A 14,266-nucleotide genomic window follows, 5' to 3' on the forward strand; every position below is an offset into this window, starting at 1 on the left:
TATTAATGGGGAGGTTTTTTTGACGGATTGTGGCAAAAAGAAATAGCTAAAGGTGTGTTATACTAGAGAGCGAGGTGTTTGGTGATGAAAAAGAAAATGATGTTACAGTGGTTTGAGCAGGGAAGCATTGCAATTCCAAAATTGCTTATGATGCATTATAAAAAATTAGGTTTAAATGAGACGGAATTTATGGTTGTACTTCATGTACACACATTTTTAGAATCAGGTAATTCGTTTCCGACTCCTTCAGAGATTTCTGAACGGATGACGATAACGGAAATGAAATGTATGGAAGTAATTCAGACGTTGATTCAAAAAGGTTTTTTATCACTAGAAGGTGGACAAAGATCAGAAGCGATGATGTGCGAAAGTTATTCTTTACAACCGTTATGGGAAAAAATATTACATTTCTTAATGGATGAATCAATAGAGGAAGAGCAAAAAGAAAAAAAACAGCTACAAGTAAATTTATATACAGTATTTGAAAAAGAATTTGGAAGACCACTTTCGCCGTTCGAATGTGAAACGTTAGGGATGTGGGAGGACCAAGATCAACATCATCCAAATTTAATTCAAGCGGCTCTTAGAGAAGCTGTAATGAGTGGAAAACTAAATTTCCGATATATTGATCGTATTTTATTTGAGTGGAAAAAGAATGGAATTAAAACGGTAGATCAGGCTCAAAATCAAGGTCAAAAATTTAGAGCGAATCAACAAAGGGCACAACAAATGACAAAACAAGAGACGAAATTTACTGGAAAAGTGCCTTTTTATAATTGGTTGGAGCAGTAATATAGGAGGAAGTATATGTTAAATAAAACACAAATTCGCTATTGTTTAGACACAATGGCGGATATGTATCCAGAAGCACATTGTGAATTAATTCATGAGAATCCTTTTGAATTAGTAATCGCGGTAGCACTATCTGCACAATGTACAGATGCACTTGTAAATAAAGTGACGAAAAATTTATTTCAAAAATATAAAACACCAGAAGATTATTTAAGTGTATCTTTAGAAGAGTTACAACAAGATATACGTTCTATTGGGTTGTATAGAAATAAAGCAAAAAACATTCAAAAATTATGTCAGATGTTGCTGGATGATTACAATGGAAAAGTTCCAGAAGACCGTGACGAGTTGACGAAATTACCAGGAGTAGGGAGAAAAACAGCAAATGTTGTAGTTTCCGTAGCGTTTGGAATTCCGGCAATTGCTGTTGATACACATGTGGAGCGAGTGAGTAAACGATTAGCTATGTGTAGATGGAAAGACTCTGTGTTAGAAGTAGAAAAAACATTAATGAAGAAAGTACCGATGGATGAGTGGGGAGTTACACATCATCGTATGATTTTCTTTGGACGTTATCACTGTAAAGCACAACGACCGCAATGTGAGGAGTGCAGACTGTTAGAAGTATGTCGTGAAGGAAAGAAGCGAATGAAGGTGAAATAAAGGATGGAGCGAGTTATAGAAATACCGAAAGAATTTCACTGTTTACCATTTTTTGAAGAAAGTATAAATTTAATTAAGTATCATACAGACAATTCTTTTGAAGAGATAATACAAAATACTTACTTTATATTTGATATTGAAAGACAGTATGAGCCATGGAAGGAAATTGAAAACAGCATTCCAGTGATGTTGAATGTATGGAAAAATAAGCATGAAGACATTGCTATACTGTTTCGAAATAGAAATAAGCAAGAGGCTGAGGGACCAATGATTCTTTTTGCAGCTCACTTGTTATCGGTTGTCTATTGGCTAAATGAACAACCTGTTCATAGTTTGAATGAAATGCAAATAAATACGAATAAATTAAAAGTGCAACCTGTTAATTTTATGGAAAGATATTCATTCATTATAAAGAAACCGAGTAATTATCATTCTTATATTCAATTAGCGCAGTTGTATATCGAAATAGAAAAGCTGTATGTAAAGAGAATGATAACAAAAAAGAAGTCCGCTTCTCGTTAAGAGAAACGGACTTCTTTTTTGTATATTAGGACTCTGTTGTAACAACAGTACCGTCTGCGTGAGGTGTATCTCCTCCGGTATTTTGGTGTTGCTGTTCTTGTTGTTTCTTGGCCTCTTCTTCAGCTTTTTTCTTGGCCTCTTCTTCAGCTTTCTTCTTAGCTTCTTCATCAGCTTTTTTCTTAGCTTCTTCATCAGCTTTTCTTCTAGCTTCTTCATCAGCTTTCTTTTGAGCTTCTTCTTGCTGTTTGCGTTGTTGTTCTTGTTCTTGTTGTTGCTGCTGTTGTTCTTGTTGTTTCTTAGCTTCTTCATCAGCTTTTTTCTTAGCTTCTTCTTGTTTTACTTTATCTTCATTAGCTTTTTTCTGGGCTTCCTCATCAGCTTTTTTCTTAGCTTCTTCATCGGCCTTTTTCTTAGCCTCTTCTTCAGCTTTTTTCGCATCTGGAGTTCCGCCAGGCGCAGTGAAAGATGCACCAACTGCTGGGCTTGTTCCAGTGCCTTTTTTCGCTACTACAGAGAAGCTGTAAGTAACACCTGGTTTAATACCACCAAGAGTAGCTGTCGTACCACTTATTGATAGGCTACCACTTGAACCGTCAGTTGCTTTATAGCTGGCTGCATATGCATCAACTTCTGCTGGTCCAGACCAGTTTAGTGTAACTGTGCTAGCGCCATCAAAAGTGACATTCAGACCACTAGGAGCATCTACTTTAATTTGTTTAATTGCATCTTTTTTCGCACCTTTTACGTATAACTCTCCGTTTATTTCTTGTACAGAAGAAGGACGTTCAAAGCGTGATTTATCTGTAGCGAATTTGCTCATCATTACTTGGAACATTTGCTGTGCAATTCTAGTGGAGCGATCGCTAACATAATTTTTTGGACCATCTTTTTCGTAACCGGTCCAAACAGCCATTGTGTATTGTGGCGTATATCCAGCAAACCAGCTATCTCTGTTTGCATCAGCTGGGATGTCATATTTTTGAAGAACTGATTCATCAAAGTTTTGTGTTCCTGTTTTACCTGCTACGTCAACACCTGAAACGTATGCTGTTGGACCTGTACCACCAGAACCAGGTTTTACTACGTCACGAAGAACGTCAGTAACCATATAAGCTGTATAGTCTTGCATTGCGCGATGTTCTTTCGGTTTAAAGCTTTTCTTTTTCCCGTCCGGGAAGGTTACTTCTTTTACGAAGTGTGGTTTATTATAGTTACCACTATTACCAAAGGTTGCATATGCACCTGCTACTTCTAATGGAGAACTATCGTTACTACCGATTGCTGTTGATTCGTAGACTTTTCCTTCTTTAAAGGTCATGCCTAAACCTTCAGCAAATTCTTTTGACTTATTAAGACCAACTGTTTGTGCTGTCTTTAAAGCTGGAATGTTTAATGACTTTTTCAAAGCTTCACGTAGTGAAACGTCACCTTTGTAACTTTTTGTTGCATTTTGTATTTTCTTACCATTGGAATACGTATATTCTGAGTCGTTTAATTGATGGTATGTAGACCATTGTAAATTTTCAATTGCCGGACCGTAGTCGAAAATTGGTTTCATTGTTGAACCAACTTGGCGTTTTAAATCAGTTGCCATATTATGACCTTTGAAAGTAGACTTACTTTCTTTACGTCCAGCACCAATTGCTCGAACTTCTCCAGACTGTGTATCCATAAATACGAATGACCCTTGGAATTGATCGTCCGGATACTTAATAAGATTGCCATCCATAATTTTGTCGGCGTAATCTTGAGCATCTTGATCAAGTGTTGTATGAATCGTTAAACCATCTGAACCGATATTTACATCAGGATATTCTTTTTCAACTTCTTTTACAACCGCATCTAAAAATGCTTGATACTTCATCTCAGTTACTTCTGAAGACGGTTGAAGGCCCTCAGTTACTGGAATCTTAACGGCGTTATTCATTTCTTCTTTTGTTATATAACCATGTCGATTCATTAATGATAATACGACATTACGACGATTTGTTGCTCGTTCAACATTTTCCTTTTTTGTTGGATCATAAATGTTTGGACCTTGGGGTAAACCAGCGAGCATAGCAGCTTCATGTAATTGCAAGTCTTTTAAATCTTTACCATAATATTTTTGCGCTGCTGTCGCAATACCGTATGAACGGTTACCTAAATTAATCTTATTTAAGTACATTTCTAAAATCTCATGTTTAGAGTATTGTTGCTCTAATTTGTAAGATAAGTACCATTCTTGCACTTTTCTTTTAGCAGTTTTGTCCATTGTTAGAAAGTAGTTTTTAACGACTTGCTGTGTAATCGTACTACCACCTTGGGAACCGAAACCACCAGTGACATTTTCCATAACTGCTTTTGTAGTTCGTTTAAAATCAATTCCATTATGATCATAGAAACGCGAATCCTCAGTTGCAAGAAATGCATTTTCAACTACTTTTGGAATTTGATCATAAGTAACATGTGTTCGTTTTTCAGCACCGTATTCATAGAAGAAATTTCCGTTTTTATCGAGAAACTTTGTTGATAAAGGATTAACAAGTTTGGATTTGTCTAATTTTGGAGCGTCCTTTACCATAACAAAGAAAGCGGAAACGCCGGCTACAAGACCAACGATACCAAGAAGTAGACAACCTATAAGGAATTTCTTGAAAAAGGAGCCTTTTTTCTTTGGTTTTTCTTCTTTATGTGTTTTTTTCTCTTGATTTTTCACATGATTTCGTTCTGTACGAGAACGATAATTATCTGACATTATACTTTCTCCTACCTTTCATTCTCTCCCCCCAAAAGTCGAAAAAAGAGCCTTAGTGATGACTCTATCACGAAAAATAAACCATGTCTAGTACACGGATATAGTCAATCCGAGGGTGATAACCGCATGATAATAAGGATCCATGCTCTTCTATTTCTTCTTTCGTAATCGACTTGCGTCCACCAGTATTTTGACGATTCCAAAATGCAATAATATGTTTTGCATCTAGTAAATAAAATTCATCAAAAAGTGTAAATTTAATAATAACAAATGCAATTCCATTATGAGCAACCACTTGCTTCATATGTTCAATTTGATGAAGGTGGAAGTTTTGAAGTGGGAAACTAGTTTTATTTTTGGTTTCCTTTGCTTCAAAATCGATGTATTTCCCTTTGTATACACCGTTGTAATCTGTTGTAGAAGGTTGTTTAAAATACGCTTCTTTTACCACTGCAGCACTTCGAGCGGGGTAATCTACTTTTACAATTTGAAGAGGTGTAGGCTTTTTATGTACACATGCAATATTATGGGTTAAGTAATATTGATTTGTTTCATTCAATTCCTCTTCAAGGGACATACCTCTATTACTATAAGTATGTGTTTTTATAGGTGTTTTTTGAGGTTGTGAAGCTTGATTATACCTTTTTCCATTTGGGTAACGAATGGTCATAGTGTGTCCACCCCCAACTTGCTAAGAATTACTTACAAAGGTGATTATATCAAAAAATGAAAAAAGATGTGACCTTTTTGATGAAAGGTATGATGACTTATTTATGTTTACATGGAATGATTATATGAAAATTAAACAAAATCGAGAAAAAAATTTTTGTACAGAGGAAGAAAAAGCAATCATTCACAATATTAAAAAGAAAACAGAAATAGCTAATGTGGACAATATTTCTCGGACACAATCTTATCAAGAATATTATTTAAGAAATAGTGAAATCAGGTGGGCCTTTTTAGCGAGTATGGTTTCGAGAAATGCGGGCTGGAATATGACTGATTTAGAAGGGAGATATTATGATACTGTTTTACCTAGAACGGTAAAAAAACATTTATTTCTTCTGTACGAACAGGCTAATTGGATTATTTTTTTAGATGCATTTCCTCAGCTATTATTGTATGAGGAAAGTAAGAAGAGACATGCACCTCTCTTTCATTTGTTGCAATACTTCAATGTATCAATTTTTATGGAAAAAGAATGGTTACTTTTCTGGGAAAGAAGAGATATGAATAGACTTATGACAGCGCTTATTATAAATGAACAAAATAAAATTCAAAAACCAGTCATTGAGAACACATATTTTAAAAAACATGTATTCCATACTGCACTTTTTAAAGTACAAGAAAGACTTCATATTAGTGCAGTTATCTTCCCAACAATTGAAGGGAGAATGTATGGGTTTTCGGTTTATCAATTTGAAACGTTACAAAAGCGTATAGAACTAGGAAAAAAATTAGCATGGTTATTGTTTCATCCAATTTATAATGGTTCGTTTTATAAGTTTGCACTGCAAACTACACATACTGGGTCTAGAGAAGATTATGAAGTTTACGCAAAGGAAACTCGAAAGTCTTATACGCCAACACTTAGAGATATTTATCCTGTTATTTTACATGAAGAAATAAAAATGAGAGATTGGTTTTGTGCAAATATGAAAATGAATGTGCTATTTGTACTTGAAGAACCTAAAGGGGAAGTTAATATAACAGAATGGTATAGAAGAAAGAGAGAACAAATCTATAGGCTATCTATCGTAAACCGTTTTGCTAAAAGGATCGATGAGTTCATGATATAATAAAAAAGAAGTCCCGTCTTCCATTTTGAAGACGGGACTTCTTAATTTGAAAAAATCCTGCTATGCGTGCTACAACTTTAATTTCAAAACGTAATGCTAGTAGGAGATTAAGGATGATTTGAAATTTAAATGTTCGTAATAAAGTCTCGCTTTATGTAGCAGGGAAGTTTGGACCATCTAGCTTTGGATTGCCAGTCTCGGGTTTATTTTGTTGTTTGTTTTGGTTTTTCTTTTTTTCATTTTTGTTCTTTGCCATTGTAATACACCTCCTTTTTGTATTGTTACCATTTCTATAAATGACATACGAAATGATTTCTTTGACGAATAACAACTAGTTTTGTCATGTGGGCAGGAGTGGTGAATCATTCGGCGAAATTACATGACAAAGGAAAAGCAAAGAAGGAGGCGTTTTGTATATGGCGATGGTTCAGAAGGAAGATGTAATGAAAAAAATGGATCAAATGTTAAGTTCTCTCGATTTGCTGGAAATGAATATAGGGATTAGAATGAATCATGCATTAAAGGATGCGAGTGAAAAAATATGCAATAAAATAGAAATAACAGAAATGCATATTGAACATATGGAAAATAAATTAGTGCATCACGAAGAGAAAGGGAATTGGGTAAAGACATTTCAAAACGTCGTAGTGAGTGCATAATAAGGTGGGAAAGAAATGAAGAATGAAGCATTAATACAGTCTTCAGAAAAACTCATGCAGTATAATAATGAAGCGAATGTAAAAAAAAGAGAACTAACTGAATACGACTTTTATAAGGATATGAAACCGTTTGTAGATATGGTAGATGAGGAATTAAAGAAGTGGAAAGAATTAGCTTATACGTGGATTAAAGAAGAAAAGCCAAAGTATATACATGTACAGCAAATTGATCAAGTATACGATAATTTACAAACGAATGTGTTGCAATGCTTTGTAAATAAAGGTAAAGGTAAACGATTCTTTGAAACACACCAAGCCATTTCGTATACTTTGCAAAATATAGTTGAGCAATGTAAATAACAAGAGGGAGAGCCCTCTTGTTATTTTTATGCTTCTGTCATTGTTGTAGGTTTTGTTGCGCCGTTTATTTCTAATTCTTTTATTAATGTTCGATAATCTGATATGCATATTTTTCCTTCGAGATACCAATGTCTCGCAAAGTCTAATAATTCATTTGCATTCTCTGTGCAATACCCCTTTTTTTGAGAAAACGCTTGTTTTAAATCCCCTAATACCATGTTGATTCCTCCCCCATGAGAATCTTCTTCTTAATTATCATAGCATGGAAGGGTTTTCTTTTTTAATTTTTTAAAAATTTAAACTTCCGACAAAAATAGACATATATTCCATCACACATATTATTTTATAGGTACATATTATATATGTAGAAACTTATGTGAAGGAGGAGAGAATGCATGTTTCAACAACCTAACGTATATCAGCAAACGAATCCATATGCACAGCAAAATATGTACCAATATAATAAGGATACATATTTACGGTATAATATGTATCCTTTCGAGCCTTATTATGGAAATCAAAATTATTATCAACCGTTTGAAGTGTCCTTTATGAATCAAGCTCAACAACCACAACAGCAGCAACCTTATGTGAATCAAGCTCAACAATCACAAGCTCAGCAATCATACATGAATCAACCACAGCAGCAGCCTTATATGAATTCGCAATATTATATGCCACCACCATCGCCGTATGCTAATCAACAAGCGATGTTTTATCCACCAAAACAACCGTACCCGACGCAGGGTAAGCAAAAGCAACAACAGCCAAGCCAGTTTTCTAGTTTTGTTTCTCAATTTAAAACATCAGATGGTAACTATGATGTAAATAAAATGATGAATACAGCTGGACAAATGATGAATGCGATGAATCAAGTGACAGGTATTGTAAAGCAAGTTGGAGGCTTTTTTGGTAAGTGATGTTGAAGGATTGTCTATAAAAACAATGTAAATGAAATAAAGGACTAGACAAATTTCCTTGTAATAAATGGGTATATATAACAAACGGCTTTCTCTCTTTTCTCATACTGTAAAGTGTAATCAGATTTTTTTAACGAGAGAGGAGAGAAAAAACTATGCATCATTGTCATCCTTGCTTTGGAGGGCATAAGCCTACAGGACCTATTTGTACGACTGCTCCTGTCATTCATCCGACGAAACAATGCGTAACACACTCTTTTTCAACAACGGTGGTGCCACACATTTTCCCAACACATACAACACATGTACATCATCAACAAATTAAAAACCAAAACTTCTTCCCACAAACAAATTCAAATGTAAATGTTGTGGACCCAATCGACCCAGGATTCGGTGGCGGATGTGGACCGTGTGGTCATGGACATCATGGACATCATGGACATCACGTATCACCATTTGGTCCAGGACCAAATGTATCTCCGTTTGGACCAAACGTATCACCATTCGGACCGAATATTGGACCAAACGTATCACCATTCGGTCCAAATATCGGACCAAACGTTGGTGGAATGTTTAAAAAGTAAATGATATGTTAGAACTAGCGAAATGCTAGTTCTTTTTTTGTAATTGGAGTGTTGATATGAAAGTTATTGCAGTAACAGGATATAAGCCATTTGAACTTGGAATATTTAAAAATGATCATCCAGGGGTGGAGTGTATAAAGAAAGCGTTACACCGTAAATTAACCAATTTTGTAGAAGATGGTTTAGAGTGGGTTATAATAAGCGGCCAATTAGGTGTAGAATTATGGGCTGCTGAAGTTGTTTTTGAAATTCAAGTAGAATATCCAGATTTAAAATTAGCGGTATTCACTCCGTTTTTAGAACAAGAAGAAAATTGGAAAGAAGATAATCGTGAATATTACGAATTTATCCTTTCTCAAGCAGACCATGTTGATAGTATCACGAAACGGAAGTATGAAAGTCCAGAGCAATTTAAATTAAAAAATCAATTTTTTATTGAAAAAAGTGATGCGCTTTTAGCGGTATACGATGAAGAAAAACCAGGAAGTCCCAAATATATTGTAGAAGCAGCAAAGAAAAAAGGAGAAATAGAAAATTATCACAGTTATTTCATTCTTTTTTCTGATTTACAAGATATAATAGAAGAGGAACAGTGGAATAATGCAGAGTAAATATGTAATATAGTACTCGTATATATGATTGACAAAAAGCATTGTTTCTGAAAAAATTTAGTTAATGAAAGTTTTGGTAAAAATTTGAGGTGAAGAAAATGATTTCGGATAAAATTAAATTAACAGCGAAAGATATTTTAGAAAAAGAATTTAAAACAGGTATGAGAGGTTATCAGCAAGAAGAAGTAGACAAGTTTCTTGATATGATCATTAAAGACTATGAAGCTTTCCACAAAGAGTTTGAGCAATTAAAGCAACAAAATGCTCGTTTAAAGCGTGAATTAGAGGAACAAAAACTAGCAGTAACGCAAGTTCCACAACAACCTGTACAAACACCAGTTGCACAACCAGTTTATAACAACACGAATACGGATATTTTAAAACGCTTATCTAACTTAGAAAAAGCTGTATTTGGAAGTAAGTTATACGAATGATGTAAGGTGGGAAAAGGTTTAAGCATTTTACATAGAAAAAAACGTTGCAAAATCTTTTTGTTTCCACTATACTAATGGATGTCATAACGTTTGGGTAATCGCTGCAACGCCAACGTTGTAGAGGAAAGTCCATGCTCGCACGGCCTGAGATGGCTGTAGTGTTCGTGCCTAGCCAATTCATAAGCTAGGGTATTCTGGCTGTAAGGCTGGTTTAACGGCAGGGAAAAAACCTAAGTCCTTTCGGATATGGTTTGACTACCTTTAAAGTGCCACAGTGACGAAGTCCTTGAAGAAATGATAGGAGTGGAACGAGGTAAACCCCACGAGCGAGAAACCCAAATAATGGTAGGGGAATCTTTTCCAAGGAAATGAACGACGGGAAAGGACAGGTTTTATAACCTGTAGATAGATGATTGCCACCGGAGTACGAGGCGTGGGCCGTTTGTAGTACAAAGGAACAGAACATGGCTTACAGAACGTTATGAACCAACTATGAAATAACTCAGCTCTCCTTTGTTAGAGGAGGGCTTTTTATTTGTATGAAGTTATAAAGTATGAGTTAAAATGGTTAATGAGAAAATTTTTCGTAAAATGTAATGATTAATAGGACCAATTGCTATTAATTATTGTTTGAATATACATAAGAGGTGAATGCAAATGGGAAAAGTTACTTTAATTGCAACAGCGGCAATGGGTATTGAAGCGTTAGTTGCCCGAGAAGTTCGCGATCTTGGTTATGAATGTCAAGTAGAAAACAGCAAAGTAACATTTGAAGCAGATGAAAAGGCGATTTGTCGCACGAATTTATGGTTACGTACTGCGGACCGTGTAAAAATTAAAGTTGGCGAATTTAAAGCAACAACATTTGATGAGCTATTTGAAAAAACGAAAGCATTAAACTGGGGAGATTATATTCCAGAGAATGGCGAATTCCCTGTTATCGGTAAATCTTTAAAATCTGAATTATTCAGTGTTTCGGATTGCCAACGTATCGTTAAAAAAGCTGTCGTTGAAAAATTAAAAACAACATATAAACGTACAACTTGGTTTGAAGAAGATGGTCCGTTATTCCGTATCGAGATTGCAATGCTCAAGGATATTGCAACATTAACAATTGATGCGAGCGGTGTTGGACTTCATAAACGTGGATACCGTATGGATCAAGGGGAAGCTCCGTTAAAAGAAACATTAGCTGCCTCTTTAATTAAATTAACAAACTGGAAGCCAGATCGTCCATTTGTTGATCCATTCTGTGGATCAGGTACAATTCCGATTGAAGCAGCATTAATTGGACAAAACATTGCACCAGGATTTAACCGTGGTTTCGCATCTGACGAGTGGGGCTGGGTAGGTAAACAAAACTGGCGTGAAGCTCGTCAAGAAGCTGAAGATTTAGCGAACTATGATCAACGATTACAAATCATTGGATCGGATATTGATCATCGTATGATTCGAGTTGCTCAAGATAACGCAGAAGAAGTAGGCTTAGGTGATTTACTTACATTTAAACAAATGCAAGTAAAAGATTTCACAACAAAAGAGGATTATGGCTACGTTGTAACGAATCCTCCATACGGAGAACGTTTAAGTGAAAAAGCACTCGTTGAACAACTGTATAAAGAAATGGGACAAGTATTCCGCCCATTAGATACATGGTCAGCGTATGTATTAACAAGCTATGAAGCATTTGAGAAGTGTTACGGAAAAGATGCGTCGAAGAAGCGTAAACTGTTTAACGGATTTATCCGTACAGATTACTACCAATACTTCGGAAAACGTCCACCGCGTAATTCATAGTATAAAACTCCTCCAGCGCGCATATACTGGCTATTATGTAATGCGTAAAGGAGGAAGTGATATGGATAATTTCCAATTATCAATGATTCAAAAAGCTATTCACCGTACGTATGATGAGCTCGGAAAAGAAGTGGATAGTCAAGATGCGATTGTAGATGAAATACAAAAAGCACAAGAAGAATATTTGTCAGCTCTTTCACATGAAACAGCGATTGATAAAAGGTATTTAAAGTCATTAATATAGAAGAAAATTTTCCTTTTTCGAAAGGAAAATTTTTTTTCGTGTATTTATATGTATGGCAACAGGGGAAAGTAGCTGCACACATATGAGTAGCGGTTACTATATCTTTTTATAGAAAAACTTTTTGGTTGGAGGCTAAGGATGTTTACTGAGAAGAGATTACCATTTGAAGTAGGAAAACAAGACAATTTTTATGATAAGTTGAATGAGTGGATTGGAGATGTGTTTTACGACATCCTTCCGGAAAAAGGTTTTGAAGAGCGTGATGAACAAATTTTTATGGCGTTTCAATTAGAGCGTGCTTTCCAAGAAAAGAAAGTTATGTTCGCAGAAGCGGGTGTAGGAACAGGGAAAACTATTGTATATCTTCTATATGCAATTTGCTATGCGCGTTATACTGGAAAACCAGCTATTATTGCTTGTGCAGATGAAACGTTAATTGAGCAGCTTGTGAAAGAAGAAGGAGACATTGCGAAATTATCTGAAGCGTTAGGCTTATTTGTAGATGTACGACTTGCGAAATCAATGGATAATTATTTATGTTTACGTAAGCTTGAAGATGTTATGAGTGGACGAGCTCCAGAAGTAATTGAAGACGTATATTATGAATTACCACAATTCGTATTTGATCATGGTACGATGCAAAACTTTACTCACTATGGTGACCGAAAAGAATTTCCACTATTAAATGACGAAGAATGGTCAAAAGTAAATTGGGATTACTTCCAAGATTGCTTCACTTGTGATTCTCGTCATCGTTGCGGTCAAACTCTTTCACGTGAACATTATCGTAAAGCAGCAGATTTAATTATTTGTTCTCAAGATTTTTATATGGATCATATTTGGACGTACGATGCTCGAAAGCGTGAAGGACAAATTCCATTATTACCAGAAAGTAGTTGTGTTGTATTCGATGAAGGACATCTTGTAGAATATGCAGCTCAAAAAGCTTTAACATATCGTTTAAAGCAAACGATGATGGAGCAACTTTTAACGAGATTATTACAAAACGATATTCGTGAAGAGTTTGCACATTTAGTAGAAGAAACAATTTGGCAAACAGAGCGATTCTTTGATGTGTTACAAGAAAACAAAAAAGAAATTGCCGGTTCTGATCGTTTAGAAATTACTGTGACAGAAAAAGTAACAGCTGAAGCGAAACGACTTTATGCGAAAATTGGTGAAGTCGGTGATGCATTAGTATTTGAAAGTGAAATGCATACAGTAAACACGTATGACTTAAATATCGTTGATGAACATTTAGATGTATTAGAGCATTCACTTCGTCTGTTCATGCATGAGAAAAATGTAATTACATGGGGTGAAGAAGGTGATGGAGCCTTCACGTTAGTGATTATGCCACGTGCAGTAGAAGAAGTATTACAAGAGAAAGTATTCTCGAAGAAAATTCCGTATATTTTCTCGTCTGCTACATTATCTAATAACGATTCATTCGCATTTACAGCAAATAGCCTAGGGGTAAAAGATTACTTATCATTCTCAGTTGCCTCACCGTTTGATTATGAGGAGCAAATGGCAGTAAACTTACTATCGCATACGAAAGAAAATGAATGGGAAAGAAAGTGCCAATATACACTTGAAAATATACAGAAAACAAATGGACGTACACTTGTATTATTCCGTACAACACAAGAACTTGCAGCGTTTAAAGAATATGTAAGTAAAGAACAAATGTCAGTTCCGTTCTTATATGAAGGGGATCAAGAAATTAGTCAGCTCGTTTCTCGTTTCCAAAATGAAGAAGAGACTGTACTTTGTGCCGTTCATTTATGGGAAGGTTTAGACATTCCTGGTTCATCATTATCACATGTTATCATTTGGTCATTACCATTCCCTCCAAACGATCCTGTGTTTGAGGCGAAGCGTAAACATGTAAATGATCCATTCTGGGATGTAGATGTACCGTATATGATTTTACGTCTTCGTCAAGGGATTGGCCGTTTAATTCGTACGAGCGACGATAAAGGTGCTATATCAATCTTCTTATCTGATACAGAAGATGAGAAAGTGATAGAAGCGGTGAAAAACGTACTACCAGTAGAAGGTAAAGAATTATAAGGAGAAAGCTTGGCGCTTGCCAAGCTTTTTTTCTATTATAAAAGGAAATTAGATTTTCATGTCGAATT

The 14,266-nt window shown here is 35.4% G+C and carries 17 protein-coding genes and 1 other RNA gene; 14 read left to right on the top strand and 4 right to left on the bottom strand.

Features of this window, described 5'->3' with window-relative positions; translation table 11 throughout:
- Positions 1 to 84 precede the first annotated feature (84 nt).
- From dnaD to NST86_RS07940, 3 genes are read left to right on the top strand one after another with little or no spacing between them, the layout of a single operon-like run.
- Entirely contained in the window at positions 85 to 792 is a 708-nt protein-coding gene (gene dnaD / locus NST86_RS07930; protein WP_000728552.1) for a DNA replication protein DnaD, read from the top strand.
- A 15-nt stretch (positions 793 to 807) separates the two neighbouring features.
- Positions 808 to 1,455: an endonuclease III gene (gene nth / locus NST86_RS07935; RefSeq protein WP_016117493.1), complete on the top strand. Its 648-nt coding sequence runs from the start codon at positions 808 to 810 to the stop codon at positions 1,453 to 1,455.
- 3 nt (positions 1,456 to 1,458) lie between these two features.
- Positions 1,459 to 1,977: a YpoC family protein gene (locus NST86_RS07940; RefSeq protein WP_016117494.1), complete on the top strand. Its 519-nt coding sequence runs from the start codon at positions 1,459 to 1,461 to the stop codon at positions 1,975 to 1,977.
- Positions 1,978 to 2,002: 25 nt separating this feature from the next.
- Here NST86_RS07940 and NST86_RS07945 read toward each other — a convergent pair whose 3' ends face one another.
- Entirely contained in the window at positions 2,003 to 4,714 is a 2,712-nt protein-coding gene (locus tag NST86_RS07945; protein WP_086423869.1) for a PBP1A family penicillin-binding protein, read from the bottom strand.
- A 67-nt stretch (positions 4,715 to 4,781) separates the two neighbouring features.
- A complete protein-coding gene (gene recU, locus NST86_RS07950) occupies positions 4,782 to 5,384 on the bottom strand; it encodes a Holliday junction resolvase RecU (RefSeq protein WP_000155598.1) in 603 nt (200 codons plus the stop codon).
- 103 nt (positions 5,385 to 5,487) lie between these two features.
- On the opposite strand from recU, the gene NST86_RS07955 reads away from it, so the two are divergent.
- Positions 5,488 to 6,513 (top strand): DUF2515 domain-containing protein, encoded by a 1,026-nt coding sequence (locus tag NST86_RS07955; protein ID WP_033693828.1) that lies wholly within the window; start codon positions 5,488 to 5,490, stop codon positions 6,511 to 6,513.
- A gap of 151 nt (positions 6,514 to 6,664) precedes the next feature.
- On the opposite strand, the gene NST86_RS07960 is transcribed toward NST86_RS07955, so the two are convergent.
- Positions 6,665 to 6,844 (bottom strand): hypothetical protein, encoded by a 180-nt coding sequence (locus NST86_RS07960; protein ID WP_001987054.1) that lies wholly within the window; start codon positions 6,842 to 6,844, stop codon positions 6,665 to 6,667.
- An 85-nt stretch (positions 6,845 to 6,929) separates the two neighbouring features.
- Between NST86_RS07960 and NST86_RS07965 the strand changes: the two genes are divergently transcribed.
- Both NST86_RS07965 and NST86_RS07970 read left to right on the top strand, forming a co-directional pair.
- Positions 6,930 to 7,172 carry a hypothetical protein gene (locus NST86_RS07965; RefSeq protein ID WP_001252036.1) on the top strand — a complete coding sequence of 81 codons (243 nt, stop codon included), beginning with the start codon at positions 6,930 to 6,932 and terminating at the stop codon, positions 7,170 to 7,172.
- A 15-nt stretch (positions 7,173 to 7,187) separates the two neighbouring features.
- Positions 7,188 to 7,532, top strand: coding sequence for a YppE family protein (locus NST86_RS07970; RefSeq protein WP_000786940.1), 345 nt, complete (start codon positions 7,188 to 7,190; stop codon positions 7,530 to 7,532).
- 26 nt (positions 7,533 to 7,558) lie between these two features.
- On the opposite strand, the gene NST86_RS07975 is transcribed toward NST86_RS07970, so the two are convergent.
- Positions 7,559 to 7,750: a YppF family protein gene (locus NST86_RS07975; protein ID WP_000242652.1), complete on the bottom strand. Its 192-nt coding sequence runs from the start codon at positions 7,748 to 7,750 to the stop codon at positions 7,559 to 7,561.
- Positions 7,751 to 7,927: 177 nt separating this feature from the next.
- Here NST86_RS07975 and NST86_RS07980 point away from each other — a divergent pair, with 177 nt between their 5' ends.
- The 8 genes from NST86_RS07980 (at position 7,928) to NST86_RS08015 (ending at position 14,198) form a co-directional block, all read left to right on the top strand.
- Complete coding sequence (locus NST86_RS07980; protein WP_201145143.1) at positions 7,928 to 8,452, top strand: YppG family protein; 525 nt, start codon at positions 7,928 to 7,930, stop codon at positions 8,450 to 8,452.
- Between the two features lie 155 nt (positions 8,453 to 8,607).
- Positions 8,608 to 9,036 (top strand): CotD family spore coat protein, encoded by a 429-nt coding sequence (locus NST86_RS07985; RefSeq protein WP_000546268.1) that lies wholly within the window; start codon positions 8,608 to 8,610, stop codon positions 9,034 to 9,036.
- A gap of 56 nt (positions 9,037 to 9,092) precedes the next feature.
- A complete protein-coding gene (locus NST86_RS07990) occupies positions 9,093 to 9,647 on the top strand; it encodes a DUF1273 domain-containing protein (RefSeq protein ID WP_000862912.1) in 555 nt (184 codons plus the stop codon).
- A gap of 98 nt (positions 9,648 to 9,745) precedes the next feature.
- Positions 9,746 to 10,081 carry a cell division regulator GpsB gene (gpsB, locus tag NST86_RS07995; RefSeq protein ID WP_000622431.1) on the top strand — a complete coding sequence of 112 codons (336 nt, stop codon included), beginning with the start codon at positions 9,746 to 9,748 and terminating at the stop codon, positions 10,079 to 10,081.
- Between the two features lie 86 nt (positions 10,082 to 10,167).
- Positions 10,168 to 10,558, top strand: an RNA gene (gene rnpB / locus NST86_RS08000) — RNase P RNA component class B.
- A gap of 180 nt (positions 10,559 to 10,738) precedes the next feature.
- Entirely contained in the window at positions 10,739 to 11,878 is a 1,140-nt protein-coding gene (locus NST86_RS08005) for a THUMP domain-containing class I SAM-dependent RNA methyltransferase (protein ID WP_098280577.1), read from the top strand.
- 61 nt (positions 11,879 to 11,939) lie between these two features.
- Positions 11,940 to 12,122 carry a DUF3921 family protein gene (locus NST86_RS08010; protein WP_000368569.1) on the top strand — a complete coding sequence of 61 codons (183 nt, stop codon included), beginning with the start codon at positions 11,940 to 11,942 and terminating at the stop codon, positions 12,120 to 12,122.
- Between the two features lie 138 nt (positions 12,123 to 12,260).
- A complete protein-coding gene (locus tag NST86_RS08015) occupies positions 12,261 to 14,198 on the top strand; it encodes an ATP-dependent DNA helicase (protein WP_227593141.1) in 1,938 nt (645 codons plus the stop codon).
- Positions 14,199 to 14,266 lie beyond the last annotated feature (68 nt).

This window comes from Bacillus sp. FSL L8-0199, from assembly GCF_038005705.1.
Lineage (GTDB): Bacteria > Bacillota > Bacilli > Bacillales > Bacillaceae_G > Bacillus_A > Bacillus_A cereus.

Excerpts from the sequence above, each read along its gene's own strand:
- NST86_RS07970 (WP_000786940.1), top strand. The coding sequence starts at position 7,188 with ATGAAGAATGAAGCATTAATACAGTCTTCAGAAAAACTCATGCAGTAT.
- NST86_RS07965 (WP_001252036.1), top strand. The coding sequence starts at position 6,930 with ATGGCGATGGTTCAGAAGGAAGATGTAATGAAAAAAATGGATCAAATG.
- gpsB (WP_000622431.1), top strand. The coding sequence starts at position 9,746 with ATGATTTCGGATAAAATTAAATTAACAGCGAAAGATATTTTAGAAAAA.
- dnaD (WP_000728552.1), top strand. The coding sequence starts at position 85 with ATGAAAAAGAAAATGATGTTACAGTGGTTTGAGCAGGGAAGCATTGCA.
- nth (WP_016117493.1), top strand. The coding sequence starts at position 808 with ATGTTAAATAAAACACAAATTCGCTATTGTTTAGACACAATGGCGGAT.
- NST86_RS07975 (WP_000242652.1), bottom strand. The coding sequence starts at position 7,750 with ATGGTATTAGGGGATTTAAAACAAGCGTTTTCTCAAAAAAAGGGGTAT.
- NST86_RS08015 (WP_227593141.1), top strand. The coding sequence starts at position 12,261 with ATGTTTACTGAGAAGAGATTACCATTTGAAGTAGGAAAACAAGACAAT.
- NST86_RS07955 (WP_033693828.1), top strand. The coding sequence starts at position 5,488 with ATGTTTACATGGAATGATTATATGAAAATTAAACAAAATCGAGAAAAA.
- NST86_RS08005 (WP_098280577.1), top strand. The coding sequence starts at position 10,739 with ATGGGAAAAGTTACTTTAATTGCAACAGCGGCAATGGGTATTGAAGCG.
- NST86_RS07990 (WP_000862912.1), top strand. The coding sequence starts at position 9,093 with ATGAAAGTTATTGCAGTAACAGGATATAAGCCATTTGAACTTGGAATA.
- NST86_RS08010 (WP_000368569.1), top strand. The coding sequence starts at position 11,940 with ATGGATAATTTCCAATTATCAATGATTCAAAAAGCTATTCACCGTACG.
- NST86_RS07980 (WP_201145143.1), top strand. The coding sequence starts at position 7,928 with ATGTTTCAACAACCTAACGTATATCAGCAAACGAATCCATATGCACAG.
- NST86_RS07985 (WP_000546268.1), top strand. The coding sequence starts at position 8,608 with ATGCATCATTGTCATCCTTGCTTTGGAGGGCATAAGCCTACAGGACCT.
- NST86_RS07945 (WP_086423869.1), bottom strand. The coding sequence starts at position 4,714 with ATGTCAGATAATTATCGTTCTCGTACAGAACGAAATCATGTGAAAAAT.
- recU (WP_000155598.1), bottom strand. The coding sequence starts at position 5,384 with ATGACCATTCGTTACCCAAATGGAAAAAGGTATAATCAAGCTTCACAA.
- NST86_RS07940 (WP_016117494.1), top strand. The coding sequence starts at position 1,459 with ATGGAGCGAGTTATAGAAATACCGAAAGAATTTCACTGTTTACCATTT.